Raw genomic sequence first — 15,048 nt, 5'->3', positions numbered from 1 at the left:
AACGAGCCTCCGTTGGCCGCACCGCGGGCGCGCGCCCTAAGGTGGGGCCGAAACCTGCGCCGGGTGCGACACCGCTCCCGCGCGCGCCGGCCGACGTGTGGAAGGACCGACCTAGATGTCGAGCATCACGAGCGTGAGCCCGCGGACCCTCGCGGACGTCATCCCCGGGGGGGTCGCGCGCAGCATCGCCCTCGTCGTCGGCGGGGCGGCCTTCGTCGGTCTCACCGCCCAGGTCTTCGTCCCGCTGCCGTTCAGCCCGGTCCCCCTGTCCCTGCAGACCTTCTCGGTGCTGCTGGTCGGCGCGGTCCTCGGCTCGCGGCGGGGGGTGGCCTCGATGGCCCTCTACCTGCTCGCCGGCGTGGCCGGGGTGCCGTGGTTCGCCCAGCACCAGAGCGGCTGGGCGTTCGCGTCGTTCGGCTACGTCGTCGGCTTCGTCATCGCCGCCTACCTGGTCGGCCGGCTGGCCGAGCGCGGCGCCGACCGCACCGTCCCCAGCAGCGTCGGCCTGATGGTCCTGGGGAACCTCGCCATCTACGCGGTCGGCGTGCCCGGCCTCGTGCTGATCACCGGGATGAGCCTCGAGAAGGCCCTGCTGGTGGGCGTGGTCCCGTTCCTCGTCGGCGACGCCCTCAAGATCGCCCTCGCCGCCGGCCTGCTGCCCGCCGCCTGGAAGCTGGTCGGCCAGCGCCGCTGACGGCGCCCCGGCCCCACCGACCATGGTGCGGTTCTCCGCCGAGGTCAGCTCCGCCGGGCGCGGCGGCCACGCGGTCGTCGTGCCGGCGGAGGTGACCGCCACCTTCTCCAGCCGCAAGGTGGCGGTGCTGGCCGTGCTGGGCGGCGTCGAGCACCGCTCACGGCTCGCGGTGCACGCCGGGCGCACCTACCTCGGGCTGCCCGCCGCCCTGCTGCGCCGGCTCGAGGTCCACGCGGGTGACACCGTCGACGTCGACCTCACCGAGGTGCCCGACGCGGCGCCCGAGCCCGAGCCGGCGGTGCCCGAGCCGGCCGGGCTCACCGCTCTGCTGGGCACCGAGCCCGCCGCCCGGGCCGCTTGGGCGGCGCTCACCGCCGAGCAGCACCAGGAGTACCACCGCTGGATCGCCGGGGCCGCCGACGAGCAGGCGCGCGCGGCCCGACTGGAACGGCTCCGGCACCGGCTCCTCCGCGCGGGCTGACGGCGCCCCAACCGGCCCGGGCGGCCGGCAGGACCCTGGTCAGGCCGGGAGCTTGAGCAGGGCGTTCTCCACGACCTCGGCCAGCGCCGGGTGGATCCAGTACTGGCCGCGGGCCACGGCGTGCGGGTGCTGGCCGAAGCTCATCGCCTGGATGAGCGTCTGGATCAGCGACGACGCCTCCGGGCCGATCAGGTGCGCCCCGACCAGCAGCCCCGTCCGCCGGTCCGCGACCAGCTTCACGAAGTGGTCGGTGTCCTCCATGGCCCAGCCGAAGGCCACGTCGCCGTACTGCTGCGTGACGGCGACGACGTCGAGGCCCTGCTCCCGGGCCCGGTCCTCGGTCAGCCCGACCGACGCGACCTGCGGGTCGGAGAAGACCGCGTGCGGGACGAACCGGTGGTCGGCCTCGACGAGGGCGTCAGGGTGCAGCAGGTTGTGCTGCACGACCCGGGCCTCATGGTTGGCCACGTGCTTGAGCTGGTCGGGCGACGCGACGTCGCCGAGCGCCCAGATGTGCTCGGCGGTGGTGCGCTGGTGGGCGTCGACGACGACGTAGCCGTCCTCGCCCACCGCCACCCCGGCCGCGTCGAGGGCCAGCGTGTCGCCGTTCGGCGCCCGGCCGGTGGCCACCAGCAGGACGTCGGCGGTGACCTCGGCGGCGCCGTCGGGTCCGTCGAGGCTGACGGTCACGCCGGACCCGCCGCCGGCCGGGCGGACCGCCGTGACGGCCGTCCCGGTGCGCAGGTCGACGCGGCGCCGGATCAGGTCGGTGAAGCGCTCGGAGACCTCGGCGTCCTCCCCGCGCAGCATCCGGTCGCCGCGGACGACGACGGTGACCCGGGTGCCGTAGGAGGAGAAGACGTGGGCGAACTCCGCACCGATGTAGCCCCCGCCGACGATGACCATCGAGCGGGGCAGCTCCGGCAGCCGCATCACGGTGTCAGAGGTGTGGTAGCGGACCGAGTCGAGGCCCGGGACGTCCGGGATGATCGGGCGGCTGCCCGCCGCCAGCACGAAGCGGTCCGCGGTGATCGTCTCGTCCCCCACCCGCAGCGTGTGCGGGTCGAGGAAGTGGGCGGGCTCGCGGAAGACTATGACGTTCTCGTTGGACGAGCGCCACTTCAGCCCGCCCTCGGAGATCGGGTCGATCCGGCCGAAGATGCGGTCGCGGATCTCCGCGAAGTGTACGGCGCGCAGCTCGAGGTCGACGCCGAGACGGGCCGCGTGCCCGGGGCTGGCGGCCAGGTCGGCCGGGTGCACGAACATCTTGGTGGGGATGCAGCCGACGTTCAGGCAGGTGCCGCCGAACACGCCCTTGTCGACCAGCGCGATGGAGAGGTCGGCGAACCGCTCGTCGGGGATGGAGTTGCCGGAGCCCGAGCCGATGATGACGAGGTCGAAGTGCTGCACCCCGCCATGGTGCCAGGCGGGGCCGCGTCCGCCGCCGCAGACGCCCCTCCGCTGGCGGCCGGGCCTCCTTGCCGCCGTCCGGGACGGACGGCACCATGTGCTGGTGAGCACGGGGTGGGGCAGCCAGTGGGGGCAGGGGCGGCGCGGCCGGCTCGCCTACCTGACCATGCTGCGGCGCTCCAGCACCTACAACCTGCGCGCGACCGCGGTGCGGTGCGTGGCCGTCGCGACGGTCGGTGCCGGCGCCCTGCACAGCGACCGGTGGCCGTCCGCGCTCCTGCTGTGGCTGCCCGCGGCCGTGTGCGTGGTGCTGCAGCTGGTGCAGGCCCACCACGAGCGCGCGGAGTCCCTCCCCCGCCGGTGGCCGGCGACGGCCCTGCACGCCGACCTGAGCCGCAAGAACGGCCGGCACGCCATCGCGGTGGAGACCTACGCCGAGATCGTCGGCGGGCTGCTGCTCGTCGTGCTGGCGTCCTGGGTCGCGACCGACCTGCCGCCGCTGCTGCGGCTCGTCATGCTCGCGGCCGCGGTCGGGCACTTCACCAGCACCGCCTGCGCGATCTTCACCGACCACGCCTGGTTCAACCCGGACGAGCGGGGCCGGCCCGTGTGGCACGAGATGCTGCGCTGGGTGTCCGGCCCGCTGACCGCCGGGCTGGTCAGCGTCCTGGCGCTGCCCGCCGACTGGCCGGAGAGCACCTGGCTGGCCGCCGTCGTCGTCTGCCTGACCCCGCTGCTGGTCTCGCTGCGGGTCCGCGACGCCGACCTGGCCCTCGCCCACCTCGCGCCGCTGGTCGCGGAGGAGGCCCACGCGGGCCGGGAGCTGGTGATCAGCGAGACGCACGGCGCGCTGTCGACCCACCTGCGGCTGCTCGAGCAGGAGGCCCGCGGCGTCCGGTCCAGCGCCCCGACGCTCTACGAGCTGGCCGTCAGCGCCAACGCGCGGCTGCGGGAGACGATGACACTGGCCCGGATCGGCGAGGTCAGCTCCACCACCCCGGCCAGCCTCGCCGCCTCCGTGCTCACCCTGGCCCGGGCCGTCGGGGCCGAGGTGAACGTCGACATCGACGCCGACCACCTGGGCCGCGAGGACCGCGAGCTGGCCCGGATCGTGCTCAGCGACCTCGTGGGCAACGCGGTGAACGCCGGCGCAGGGCTGATCGCGGTGCACCTGGCGCAGCGTCAGGGACTGCTCGTGATAGAAGTCGAGGACGACGCGCCGCCGATGCCCGTCGGGGTGTGGAAGAGCCCCGGGACCAGCTCGGCGCGGCTGCAGACCCGGCTGGCGGGGCTGCAGGGGTCGCTGACGTGCGAGGAGGAGGCCGGGACCAAGACGGTCCGGGCCCGGTGGGTGCCCCAGGGCGCCGCGGCCGAGAGGAGGCAGGGCGACGACCACGACGACGACGTCGGCGGGCCGGGTGCTGCTGGTTGACGACGTGCCCGGGGAACGGGCCAACTTCGAGCGCGCCTTCGGCCGCGGCCTCACCGTCGCCCCCGGGGTCGACCAGCTCAACGAGCTCCTCCGGACGGGGCACAGCTGGGAGGTCGCCTTCGTCGACTTCAACCTCAGCTCGCGCACCAGCACCGGCCTGACGGCGCTGCTCCGGCTCCACCTCGAGCGCCCGAGCACCCAGATCGTCACCTACAGCCAGTTCACCGAGAGCGGTCGGACGCTGTACGCGGCCGCCGCCCGGCACTGGTTCGGGGCCGCGGCGCTGCTGGACAAGACCCGCAACGACCCGCACACCCTCATGCACTACCTGACCGCCCTGCGGATCGGCCAGAACCCCACGCCGACGCCCTGGCAGCGCCGGCTGCAGTGGTCCCCGCTGCTGGACTCGCTGCTGGCCGACGCCTCGTGGGTGCGGATCTGGGGCGCGCTGCGCGAGGCCGCGGGCGACATGGCCCGGGTGGCCGAGCTTCTCGGCGTCGAGCCCGGCAGCCTGCGCGGCTTCAAGGACCGGGCCACCGAGGCGGCCATCCAGTTCAACGAGAAGTTCCACGACGTGCCGCACCCGGGCCGGACGCGCAACAAGAAGGGGATCCTCGCGGCCTTCGCCGCCGAGCACCGGCACTTCCTCACCGCCCCCGACCTGTCGACGGTGATGTCCCCGGGGTCCCGCCGCCGCGGCTGAGCATTCCCCATTGTGAGACAAGGGTTTGTCGGGAATGCCGTTGGCGGCCTACGCTGACGCCCAGGTCATGAGTGCCAGCTGCACGAGCCCCGGCTCGCTGGCCAGCAACCCTCCGGTACGGCGGGGTGCTCCGGGTGACGACCAGGTCGGCGACCCCCTCGGGCGTCGGCAAGCGTCCAGTCGGAGGAGTCCCCGGGTGAACCAGCACCTGCACGGGCGGTTGCACGTCGACCTGTGCCGCACCACCAGCATGGCCTGTCCCGCCGCGCCCAGCCTCGGCTGAGCGCCCGCCGCGACCCCTTCCACCCGCACGTCCGCCGGCCCTGCGCCGGATCACAGGAGACCCCGCATGTCCATCACCGCCCGTCCGCAGCCGACCCTGCCGTCGGCCCGGCTCCGCCGCCCGGTCCCGGCCCAGATCGCGCGCCGCATCGCCGACACCCCGGCCCTCTGGCGGCCGCTGGTCCGCTTCGACGCCCACAGCCGGTTCGCCACCCGGCTGCCCGCCACCGCCGACGACCACGAGGTCTGGCTGCTCACCTGGCTGCCGGGCCAGGGCACCGCGTGGCACGACCACGGCGGCAGCGCCGGAGCCTTCGCCACCGTGCAGGGCGTGCTGACCGAGCAGCACGCCACCCCGGCCCGCGACGACGAGCCCGCCAGGGTCGTGCCCGGCGCCCGCCGGCTGGTCGCCGGCGGCGTCCGCCCCTTCGGGCCGCGGCACGTCCACCAGGTCGTCAACGCCGACGCACTACCAGCCGTCAGCGTCCATGTCTACGCCCCGTCACTGACCGAGATGACGGAGTACACCCGGCACGGATCGCTGCTACATTCGTCCGGATCGCAACTGGCCGGGGTGAATTGGTGAGCGTCCTCATCCCGCCAGCCATCACGACCCGCACCGGTCGCAGGACCATCCAAGAAGTGCTGGAATCGGCCCGGGGGCGCCTCGCAAGGCTCACCCCAGCACAGGCCCGGATCCTCTGGACGGCCGGTGCGGTCGTGGTGGACATCAGGCCGGCGGCGCAGCGCGCCGCCGAGGGCGAGCTGCCCGGAGCCCTGCTGGTCGAGCGCAACGTGCTGGAGTGGCGGTTCGACCCGGCCAGCGACGCCGCCCTGCCGATCGCCTCCTACGACCTCCAGGTCATCGTGCTGTGCCAGGAGGGCTACACCTCCAGCCTCGCCGCCGCCGCGCTGCAGGACCTGGGCGTCCACCGGGCCACGGACGTCGTCGGCGGCTTCGCCGCCTGGCGCGAGCTGCTCTGAGCCGTCCGCGCGAGGCGGCCGCCGCCTGCCCCTCAGGGCGACGACACCACGCCGCACGATCAACTCCCTCCCGCACGCCCTGCAGGACGGGCGGCGCGGAGTTCGTCGTGCGGGAGCGGGTCAGACGCCGGCGTAGGAGTGCAGGCCGGACACCAGCAGGTTGATGCCGACGAAGTTGAACCAGAACGAGGCCAGGCCCAGGATCGCGATGGCGGCGGCCTTGCTGCCCCGCCAGCCGGCCGTGGAGCGGGCGTGCAGGTAGCAGGCGTAGATGACCCAGGTGACGAGCGCCCAGGTCTCCTTGGGGTCCCAGCCCCAGTAGCGGCCCCAGGCGTACTCGGCCCAGACGGCGCCGGCGGCGACGGTGAAGGTCCACAGCGGGAACGCGAAGGCGTGGAAGCGGTAGGTCAGCAGGTCGATCCGCCGGGCGGTGGGCAGCAGCGCCAGGTACCCGCGGACGGTGCCGCGGTCCTCGGCCCGCTTCTTCACCAGGTAGAGGATCGACATCAGGCCGCCGACGTTGAAGGCGGCGCCGGAGATGGCCGCCGCGACGATGTGGATGACGAACCAGACCGAGTGCAGCGCGGGGACCAGCGGGGCCACGGCCACGTAGAAGACGGTGACGGCCAGGCCGTTCGCGACGGCGGCCAGCAGCGTCAGCGGCAACCCGAGCCAGCGGATGCCGGCCTTCCACACCATCAGCAGGTAGGCGGCCACGACGAAGACCATGGCCGTCGTCGTGAACTCGAACATGTTGCCCCACGGCGCCCGGCCGGCGGCCACCCCGCGGGCCAGCACGCCCACCAGGCTGAGCAGGAAGCCGACCACCGTGAGGCTGACGCCGATCCGGCCGAACTGCTCGACGCGCTGCCGGCTGCCCGGCGCCTCGTCGGCGGGGTCGTCGGCCACCGCGTCGGCGGCACCGGTCCCCGCCGGGGCCTCGACGCCCCCGAAGACGGTCTCGCCCCGCGCGCCGACCCCCACCAGCTCGCCGCGGGTCCGGGTGGACGCGCCGGCCGGGGCCACGCCGCGGGCCGAGGCCCACTCGGCGGCGTGGGCGAACATCGCCAGCATGTAGACCACGACGGACGTGACCAGCGCGATGCTGGAGAGCTGCTCAGGGTTCATCTCACTGCTTCCTCAGGGGTGGTGCTGCTGGAGAGGGTTCGCGGTCCGGGGCGTCGGGGGATGCGTCCGCGCCGCCCGGCGGGGCACCGCCGAGGGTCTCGGCGAGCTCGTCGACGTCCTCGGTCAGCCCGCCGCGGGCGTCGGCGCGGTCCAGGCCGCCGACCTCGAGCAGCCGGCCGCCGTCGGGGCCGTCCACCACCCGCACCCAGACGCGGCGCGGCCGGATGAACAGCGAGAAGCACAGGCCGAGGACGGCGAAGGCGATGGCCAGCAGGGAGATCGGCACCCCGGGGGAGTCGCCGACCTGCAGCTTCACCCAGCGCTGCCAGCCGTCCATGGTGATCGTGCCGCGGCCGTCCGGCAGCTCGACGGTGGCGCCCTCCTGCAACGCGATCCGGAACGGCGCGCCGTCGGCGTCGACCATCTCGGTCATCCCGGTGGTGTCGAGGGAGTAGACGTTCTCGGGCTCCCCCGTCTCCACCTTGGGCGGGCCTGACCAGCCGTTGATGAACAGCGCCGGGTTGAGCGCGTCCGGGAAGCCCGACGTCGGGGCACTGCCGTTCGTGGTCACCGCCGTCGGCAGGAAGAAGCCCTCGAAGGCCAGCCGCTCGGGCCGGGCGTCGGGGGCCTTGATCGCGCCCGCGGAGGTGAACTGGCCGTCCTGGGGCAGGAAGGGCACCGGGCCGGAGAACGCGACGTCGCCGTTGCCGTCGCGGATGGTCACCTCCGGCGCGTAGCCGTGGCCGACCAGGTGCACCGTCGTGCCGCCGATCTGCAGGGGCTTGTTGACCTCGAGCGTCTCGGCGTGCGGCGCCTGGCCCGGCGCGTCGGTGACCTCCACCTGCGCGCGGAACAGCCGGGCGGCACCGCGCTGCACCGGGCCGGTCTCGAAGGCGACGTCGAAGCTCTTGACCACCACGCTGAACGGCTGCAGGTCGGACTCGTCGAACTGCGCGCCGGCCTGCAGGTCGTCGTACTGGGTGAGGTTGTTGGCGAACCCCTGGCCGACGATGACGACGCTGGTGCCCCGGAACCCGTAGAGGCTGGCCAGGGCGACGCCGAGCAGCACGAACAGCAGGCTGATGTGGAAGACGAGGTTGCCGGCCTCCCGCAGGTAGCCGCGCTCGGCGGCGACCGAGCCGTCGTCGCGCACGTCGACCCGGTAGCGGCGACGACGGAGCTCGGTCGCGGCGCGGTCCAGCACGCCGGCGTCGTCGGTGACCTCGGTGCGGGCGTAGGCGGGCAGCCGGGCCAGGTTCCGCGGCGTGCGCGGCGGCCGGGCCCGCAGCGCGCGGGCGTAGACCCCCACCCGCGGCACGATGCAGCCGACCAGGGACACGAACAGCAGCAGGTAGATGGCCGAGAACCAGGCGGAGGTGAAGACGTTGAACAGCCCCACCCGCTCGTACAGCGGGCCCAGCGTCGGGTTGTCGCGGATGAAGTCGGCGACCCGGACCGGGGAGACCGCCCGCTGCGGGACCAGCGAGCCGGGGATGGCCGCCAGGGCCAGCGCGAAGAGCAGCACCAGCGCCGTCCGCATGGACGTCAGCTGGGTCCAGACGAAGCGGGCGCCACCGCGCCAGCCCAGCCGGGGAGCGCCGCCCGGGCTGTCCGGCGGCGGCGGGTCGGCGGCGGCCGCGGGCTCGCGGACCTGGGTGTCGGTCATCAGATCACCGGGACGAAGGAGGCGAAGGTCTGGCGGAGGTCGGCCGTCAGGGTGGTCCACAGGCCCGTCACCAGCAGCACGCCGACGACGACCATGGCGATCCCGCCGACCCGCAGCAGGGTGAGCTGGTGGCGGCGCAGGAACCCGACGGCACGCGCCATCCGGGTGTAGACGAGGCCGGCGACGACGAACGGGACGCCGAGGCCGAGGGCGAAGACGAAGGCCAGCAGGCCGCCGCGCAGGGCCGTCGCCTCGGAGAAGGCCAGGCTGTAGACGACGCCCAGGGTCGGCCCGATGCAGGGCGTCCAGCCCAGCGCGAACACGACGCCCAGCAGCGGAGCGGCGGCGACGCCGGCGGCGGGCAGCCGGGAGAGGCGCAGCTCGCGGCGGCCCAGCTTCAGCACGCCGGCGAAGACCAGGCCGAGGGCGATCGTGACGACGCCCAGCACCCGGCTGATCAGCTCCGCGTGGGTGAGGAGGGCGGCGCCGAGGCTGCCGACCAGGGTGCCGGTGGCCACGAACACGGCGGCGATGCCGAGCACGAACAGCGACGTCCCCGCCAGCATCCGACCGCGCCGGGCGGTGCCACCGAGCACCTCGGCGGCCCCCAGCCCGGTGGCGTAGGAGAGGTAGCCGGGCAGCAGCGGCACGACGCACGGCGAGAAGAACGAGACGAGCCCGGCCAGCAGGGCGACGGGGACGGCGAGCACCATGGAGCCGCCGACGGCGGCCTCGGCCCAGCCGGCCAGGTCCAGCGGGGTCACTCCGCCGCCACCTCGTCGATCATGGTGACCAGCGTGAGCTCGGAGATCTCGCCGAGGACCCGCGCCGCGAGGCGGCCCTCCTTGTCGATGATCAGCGTCGAGGGGATGGCCGAGGGCGGCAGCGTCCCGGCGAAGACCAGCAGCGCCTTGCCGTCGGGGTCGTAGATGCTCGGGTAGCCGATGCCGAAGGCCCGGACGAAGGCACGCGCCTGCGCCGGGTCGTTGTCGCGGGTGGTGATCCCCAGGAACTGGGCGCGACCCGCCGTCTTCGCGCTGGCCTTCGCCAGGGCGGGGGCCTCGGCCCGGCAGGGGGCGCACCAGGAGCCCCAGACGTTGACGACGACGACCTCGCCCCGGTAGTCCTCGGTCGAGAGCGGCTCGTCGTCCAGCGAGGTGCCGCTGACGACCGGCAGCACGGTCCGGTCGGCCGGGGCGATCTGGGTCAGGTTGCGCCGCACCCCGACGTAGCCCTCCTGCCCGGCGCTCCGGGTGCCCTCGTCCGCGCCGGTCGCCGAGCACCCGGCGAGCACGACGAGCAGCACCGCGGCCACGGCGGCGCGCAGCAGAGCGGCCGGGGCGGCGTGCGGGCGACGAGGGCTGGGCACTAGGAGCCTGCGACGAACTTCTTCGGCACGGGGGCCGAGTACAGCGCGGCGGCGGGCTCGCGGTAGGCGACGGCGCTGACGCGGCCGTCGACGAGGGTCACCGAGGTGATGCTGGCCAGGCGGCACTCGCGGCGCCGCGGGTCGTGGAACAGCCGCCGGCCCTCGGCGTCGCAGCGGGCCATCCAGATCGGCAGCTGGTGGGAGACGATGACCGCCTCGTGCCCCGCCGCGGCCGCGGCCGCGTCCCGGACCGCCAGCCGCATCCGGGCGACGATCTCGCGGTACGGCTCGCCCCAGGTGGGCCGCAGGGCGTTGCGGAACAGCCACCACGTCTTCGGGTTGCGGGCCAGGGCGCTCGCGGTGACCTTGAGCCCCTGCAGCTGGTTGTCGGCCTCGACGACCCGGTCGTCGGTGGTGACCGGCAGCCCGAGGGCCTCGGCGAGGGGCTCGATGGTCTCCTGGGCGCGCTCCAGCGGGGAGCAGCGCAGGTGGACGACGTCGCGGGAGCGCAGGTCCTCGGCGACCAGGCCGGCCATCGCGCGGCCGAGCTCGGACAGGTGGTAGTCGGGCAGCCGTCCGTAGAGCAGTCCGGCGGGGTTGTGCACCTCGCCGTGGCGGACCAGGTGGACGACGGCCCGGGTGCCGGCGGGGGACGCGGGGGGAGACGTGGTCACTGGCTCATCCTCTCCCGCCCGCGGCCGCCGCCGCGGCAGCCGCGGCCCGCGGCAGGGCGTCGACGACCCGGTCCAGGGCGGCGTCGTCGTGCGCGGCGGAGAGGAACCAGCCCTCGTACGCGCTGGGCGGCAGGTAGACGCCGGCGTCGAGCATGGCGTGGAAGAAGGCCGCGTAGGCCGCCGTGTCCTGGGTCGCCGCGGTGGCGTAGTCGGGGACGGCGGTCACGCCCTCGGGCACGAAGAAGACGCTGAACAAGTTCCCGGCGGCCTGGATGACGTGCGGGACGCCCGCGGTCGCCAGCGCCGTGGCCACCTCGGCCTGCAGCCGCGCCGAGGCCCGGTCGACGTGCGCGTAGACGGCGTCGGTGGCGAGCCGGAGCGTCGTCAGGCCCGCCGTGCTGGCCACCGGGTTCCCGGACAGCGTGCCGGCCTGGTAGACCCCGCCGACCGGGGCGAGGCTCTGCATCAGCTCGGCGCGGCCGCCGAACGCGGCGGCCGGGAAGCCGCCGCCCATCACCTTGCCGAAGGTCATCAGGTCCGGGACGACGCCGTCCAGGCCGTACTGCCCGGAGCGGTCGATCCGGAAGCCGGTCATCACCTCGTCGGACACGAACAGGGCGCCGTGCTGGTGGCACAGGTCGGCGAGGAACCGGTTGAAGCCGACGCCGTCCTCGACGCCTGGCGGGACGACGCCCATGTTGCCGGCGGCGGCCTCGGTGAAGAGGCAGGCGATCTGGTCGCCGTAGGTCGCGAAGGCCTCGCGGACGGCGGCCCGGTCGTTGTAGGGCAGCACGATCGTGTCGGCGGTGGTCGCCTCGGTCACACCGGGCGAGCCCGGGATCGCCAACGTGGCGACGCCCGAGCCTGCGGCGGCCAGCAGGGCGTCGACGTGACCGTGGTAGCAGCCGGCGAACTTCACCACCTTGTCGCGGCCGGTGATGCCGCGGGCCAGCCGCAGCACCGACATCGTCGCCTCGGTGCCGGAGTTGACCAGCCGGACCTGCTCGACGGGCGTGCGGTCGATGATCTCGGCGGCCAGCTCGACCTCAGCCGTCGTCGGGGCGCCGTAGGAGGTGCCGCGGGACGCCGCCTCGGCGACGGCCCCGATCACCTCGGGGTGCGCGTGCCCCAGCAGCATCGGACCCCAGGAGCAGATCAGGTCGACGAGCTCGTTGCCGTCGACGTCGTAGAGGTAGGGGCCCTTCGCCGACGCGATGAACCGCGGCGTGCCGCCGACGGACAGGAACGCGCGGACGGGGGAGTTCACCCCGCCGGGGGTGACCTGCTGGGCGCGCGCGAACGCGGCGGCCGAGCGGGTGTCGGTGGAGGTGTCCGGCCGTGAGGTCGTGGTCATCGGTGGGTCCCCTGGTGGTAGCGCTCGGCCCACTCCTGAGCCCAGTACGTGAGCACGATGTCGGCTCCGGCTCGGCGGATGGAGGTGAGGGTCTCGGCGATGGCGGGCTCGCGGTTGATCCAGCCGTGGGCCGCGGCGGCCTCGACCATGGCGTACTCGCCGGAGATGTTGTAGGCCGCGACGGGCACGTCGACCGCCTCGGCGACCGCCCGGATGACGTCCAGGTAGGCCAGGGCCGGCTTCACCATGACGATGTCGGCCCCCTCGGCCAGGTCGAGGGCCACCTCGCGCAGCGCCTCGCGGACGTTGCCGCCGTCCTGCTGGTAGGTCTTGCGGTCGCCCTGCAACGACGAGCCGACGGCCTCACGGAAGGGGCTGTAGAAGGCGGAGGCGAACTTGGCGGCGTAGGCGAGCACGGTGGTGTCCAGCCACCCGGCGGCGTCGAGGGCCTCGCGGATGGCGCCCACCTGGCCGTCCATCATGCCGCTGGGCGCGACGACGTGGGCGCCGGACTCGGCGTGCAGCACCGCCATCTGCGCGTAGATCTCCACGGTGGCGTCGTTGTCGACCGCCCCCGAGGGGGTCAGCACCCCGCAGTGGCCGTGGTCGGTGAACTCGTCCAGGCAGACGTCGGTCATCACCAGCAGGTCGTCACCGACCTCGCTGCGCACCGCGGTGATGGCCCGGGTCAGGATGCCGTCCGGGTCCACGGCACCGCTGCCCTGCGCGTCCTTGTGGGCGGGGACGCCGAACAGCATCACGCCCGCCAGCCCGGCCTGGGCCGCGGCGACGGCCGCCTTCCGCAGCGTGTCCATGCTGTGCTGGACCACGCCGGGCATGGAGCTGATCGGCCGCGGCTCGGCGAGGCCCTCGGCGACGAACACGGGGAGCACCAGCTGCCGGGGTGCCACCGCCGTCTCCGCCACCATCGCCCGCATCACCGGACTGGTCCGGAGCCGCCGAGGACGGTGTCGGATGGCTCGCTCCGCTCGCTGCGGATCGCGCTCCTGGCCCATGTCTTCCTCCTTCGCTCGCGGGACGAAAAGCGTGTCCCGCTCGCTCAGTCGTCCAGACATGGGCGCGCGATCCGGCGTGGGATACCTCGCTGGGGTCAGTCTTCGTCGCCCACCAAACCTAGCGCCCGCCTCCGGGAATCACACCCGCCGACGGGGTGACGTGCGCCTCTGCGACGGCTTGAGCACGGGCTCGCCCTCGGCCAGGAAGGCGTCGCGCCGCTCGGCGGCGAAGGCGGCCAGCGCGTCGGCCAGGTCGACCACCGACGGCTTGCCCGCGACGACGTCGACCCGCAGGCCGTGCTCCTCGCAGGTCTTCGCCGTGGCCGGGCCGATGACCGCGATCACCGTCGCGGGGTGCGGCTTGCCGGCGATGCCCACCAGGTTGCGGACGGTCGAGGAGGAGGTGAAGACGACGGCGTCGAACTTGCCGGTCTTGATCGCCTCGCGGACCGGGGCCGGCGGCGGGGTGGCCCGGACGGTCCGGTAGGCGGTGACGTCCTCGACCTCCCAGCCGAGCCCGGTCAGGCCGGCGGTGAGCGTCTCGGTGGCGATGTCGGCGCGGGGCAGGAACACCCGGTTGATCGGGTCCAGCACCTCGTCGAAGGGCGGGAACTCCGCGGCCAGGCCGGCGGCGGACTGCTCACCCTGCGGCACCAGGTCGGGTTCGATGCCCCAGCCACGGAGCGCCTGCGCGGTGACCGAGCCGACGGCCGCGACCTTGAGCCCGGAGAACGCCCGGGCGTCGAGGCCGTACTCCTCGAACTTCTCGCGGACGGCCTTGACGGCGTTCACCGAGGTGAAGGCGACCCACTCGTAGCGGCCCTCGACCAGACCGCGGACGGCCTTGTCCATCTGCAGCGGGCTCCGGGGCGGCTCGACGGAGATCGTCGGCACCTCCTCGCTGTGCGCGCCGTAGGTCCGGAGCCGCGCCACCATCGGGGCGGCCTGGTCCTTGGTGCGGGGCACCAGCACCTTCCAGCCGAACAGGGGCTTGGTCTCGTACCAGCTGAGCTCGCGGCGCTGCTCGGCGGCCGCGCCCATGATCACGTGCAGCGGGTCGTTGGCCGGGGCCTTGATCGACTCCACCGCCAGCACCAGCTCGTCGAGCGTGCTGGGCAGGGTGATCTGCTCCGTGCTGCCGCCGTGCAGGGTGACGACGACGTGGTCGCCGCCGGGCCGGCCGGAAGCCTTGGCCGCGTCCACCAGGGAGCCGACCATCGAGACCAGCGTGCTGCAGACGACGGTGGCGGCCCCGCCCCACTGGGAGGTGTTGGCCTTGCTGAACTTGCCGTCGGTGACCGCGGCGAACTGCACGCCGCCGGAGTGGATGAGGTCGATGCCGGCGTACTCGGGCACGGCCGTCAGGCTGGAGACGCCCGGCACGACCTCGAAGTCGATGCCGCCCTTGACGCAGGCCGCGGCCTCGTCGGCGACGGCGTTGTCCAGGAAGGGGTCACCGGTGACCAGGCGGACCACCCGGGAGCCGGCGGAGGCGTGCTTGAGCACGAACTTGGCCCGCACCGAGGGCGACAGCGGTCGCCCGGTCTCGGTCGTGCCCAGGATGGAGACGTCGGCCTCCTCGGCCACCTTGACGGCCGGGTGGGCCAGGATCTCGGTCTGCCGCTCGGTGTCCAGGATGACGGCGCTGGCGTCCGCGAGCGCGGCGATGGCGCCCAGGGTGAGCAGGTCGGGATCACCCGGGCCCGTGCCGACGAAGATGACGCGGCCGCGGGCCGCGGGGGCGGCGGTGGAGGAGGTGCCGGGGTGCTGCACCGAAGATGTGCTCACGGACGTCTCGCGTTCTGTTGTCCTGGGCCGCCAGGGTGACGGGCGGGTGGAGTAGGTGGAGCGGGGC

15 protein-coding genes and 1 riboswitch are annotated in these 15,048 nt (G+C 74.1%); of the genes, 6 read left to right on the top strand and 9 right to left on the bottom strand.

Features of this window, described 5'->3' with window-relative positions:
- The first annotated feature begins 133 nt into the window (after nucleotides 1-133).
- Both BLT72_RS02215 and BLT72_RS02210 read left to right on the top strand, forming a co-directional pair.
- Nucleotides 134-694: a biotin transporter BioY gene (locus BLT72_RS02215; RefSeq protein WP_197677170.1), complete on the top strand. Its 561-nt coding sequence runs from the start codon at nucleotides 134-136 to the stop codon at nucleotides 692-694.
- A 22-nt stretch (nucleotides 695-716) separates the two neighbouring features.
- Nucleotides 717-1,175 carry a DUF1905 domain-containing protein gene (locus BLT72_RS02210; protein WP_091409531.1) on the top strand — a complete coding sequence of 153 codons (459 nt, stop codon included), beginning with the start codon at nucleotides 717-719 and terminating at the stop codon, nucleotides 1,173-1,175.
- Between the two features lie 39 nt (nucleotides 1,176-1,214).
- On the opposite strand, the gene BLT72_RS02205 is transcribed toward BLT72_RS02210, so the two are convergent.
- Complete coding sequence (locus tag BLT72_RS02205; protein WP_091409528.1) at nucleotides 1,215-2,585, bottom strand: mycothione reductase; 1,371 nt, start codon at nucleotides 2,583-2,585, stop codon at nucleotides 1,215-1,217.
- A 103-nt stretch (nucleotides 2,586-2,688) separates the two neighbouring features.
- Here BLT72_RS02205 and BLT72_RS02200 point away from each other — a divergent pair, with 103 nt between their 5' ends.
- The 4 genes from BLT72_RS02200 to BLT72_RS02185 all read left to right on the top strand — a co-directional run bounded on the left by BLT72_RS02200 (nucleotide 2,689) and on the right by BLT72_RS02185 (nucleotide 5,986).
- A complete protein-coding gene (locus BLT72_RS02200) occupies nucleotides 2,689-4,017 on the top strand; it encodes an ATP-binding protein (RefSeq protein ID WP_157720245.1) in 1,329 nt (442 codons plus the stop codon).
- Nucleotides 4,004-4,720, top strand: a complete 717-nt coding sequence (locus BLT72_RS02195) for a response regulator (protein ID WP_091409521.1) — start codon at nucleotides 4,004-4,006, stop codon at nucleotides 4,718-4,720. Before BLT72_RS02200 ends, BLT72_RS02195 begins: the two co-directional genes overlap by 14 nt.
- Before the next feature lie 63 nt (nucleotides 4,721-4,783).
- A riboswitch (SAM riboswitch) is annotated at nucleotides 4,784-4,901 on the top strand.
- Nucleotides 4,902-5,069: 168 nt separating this feature from the next.
- Nucleotides 5,070-5,588 carry a cysteine dioxygenase gene (locus BLT72_RS02190; RefSeq protein WP_091409518.1) on the top strand — a complete coding sequence of 173 codons (519 nt, stop codon included), beginning with the start codon at nucleotides 5,070-5,072 and terminating at the stop codon, nucleotides 5,586-5,588.
- Nucleotides 5,585-5,986: a rhodanese-like domain-containing protein gene (locus BLT72_RS02185; RefSeq protein ID WP_342587387.1), complete on the top strand. Its 402-nt coding sequence runs from the start codon at nucleotides 5,585-5,587 to the stop codon at nucleotides 5,984-5,986. The genes BLT72_RS02190 and BLT72_RS02185 overlap by 4 nt, the downstream gene beginning before the upstream one ends.
- A gap of 120 nt (nucleotides 5,987-6,106) precedes the next feature.
- Here the strand turns inward: BLT72_RS02185 and ccsB are convergent, their stop codons facing one another.
- The 8 genes from ccsB to BLT72_RS02145 form a co-directional block, all read right to left on the bottom strand.
- Nucleotides 6,107-7,114 carry a c-type cytochrome biogenesis protein CcsB gene (gene ccsB, locus BLT72_RS02180; RefSeq protein WP_091409512.1) on the bottom strand — a complete coding sequence of 336 codons (1,008 nt, stop codon included), beginning with the start codon at nucleotides 7,112-7,114 and terminating at the stop codon, nucleotides 6,107-6,109.
- Between the two features lies 1 nt (nucleotide 7,115).
- Nucleotides 7,116-8,780 carry a cytochrome c biogenesis protein ResB gene (gene resB / locus BLT72_RS02175; protein ID WP_091409509.1) on the bottom strand — a complete coding sequence of 555 codons (1,665 nt, stop codon included), beginning with the start codon at nucleotides 8,778-8,780 and terminating at the stop codon, nucleotides 7,116-7,118.
- Nucleotides 8,780-9,493, bottom strand: coding sequence for a cytochrome c biogenesis CcdA family protein (locus tag BLT72_RS02170; RefSeq protein WP_091416490.1), 714 nt, complete (start codon nucleotides 9,491-9,493; stop codon nucleotides 8,780-8,782). Before BLT72_RS02170 ends, resB begins: the two co-directional genes overlap by 1 nt.
- A 47-nt stretch (nucleotides 9,494-9,540) precedes the next feature.
- Entirely contained in the window at nucleotides 9,541-10,149 is a 609-nt protein-coding gene (locus tag BLT72_RS02165) for a TlpA family protein disulfide reductase (protein WP_091409505.1), read from the bottom strand.
- The gene (locus BLT72_RS02160) at nucleotides 10,149-10,823 is read right to left on the bottom strand and encodes a histidine phosphatase family protein (RefSeq protein ID WP_091409502.1); all 675 of its coding nucleotides are present in this window, start codon (nucleotides 10,821-10,823) and stop codon (nucleotides 10,149-10,151) included. Before BLT72_RS02160 ends, BLT72_RS02165 begins: the two co-directional genes overlap by 1 nt.
- Nucleotides 10,824-10,827: 4 nt before the next feature.
- The gene (hemL, locus tag BLT72_RS02155) at nucleotides 10,828-12,177 is read right to left on the bottom strand and encodes a glutamate-1-semialdehyde 2,1-aminomutase (protein ID WP_091409500.1); all 1,350 of its coding nucleotides are present in this window, start codon (nucleotides 12,175-12,177) and stop codon (nucleotides 10,828-10,830) included.
- Nucleotides 12,174-13,193, bottom strand: a complete 1,020-nt coding sequence (hemB, locus tag BLT72_RS02150) for a porphobilinogen synthase (protein WP_091409497.1) — start codon at nucleotides 13,191-13,193, stop codon at nucleotides 12,174-12,176. The genes hemL and hemB overlap by 4 nt, the downstream gene beginning before the upstream one ends.
- Before the next feature lie 138 nt (nucleotides 13,194-13,331).
- Nucleotides 13,332-14,981, bottom strand: coding sequence for a bifunctional uroporphyrinogen-III C-methyltransferase/uroporphyrinogen-III synthase (locus BLT72_RS02145; protein ID WP_091409494.1), 1,650 nt, complete (start codon nucleotides 14,979-14,981; stop codon nucleotides 13,332-13,334).
- Between the last annotated feature and the right edge of the window lie 67 nt (nucleotides 14,982-15,048).

It is taken from the genome of Friedmanniella luteola, from assembly GCF_900105065.1.
GTDB classification, from domain to species: Bacteria; Actinomycetota; Actinomycetes; order Propionibacteriales; family Propionibacteriaceae; genus Microlunatus; species Microlunatus luteolus.
Note: the sequence above shows the minus strand (reverse complement) of the source record. Positions and strands in the feature narration are given on the sequence as shown.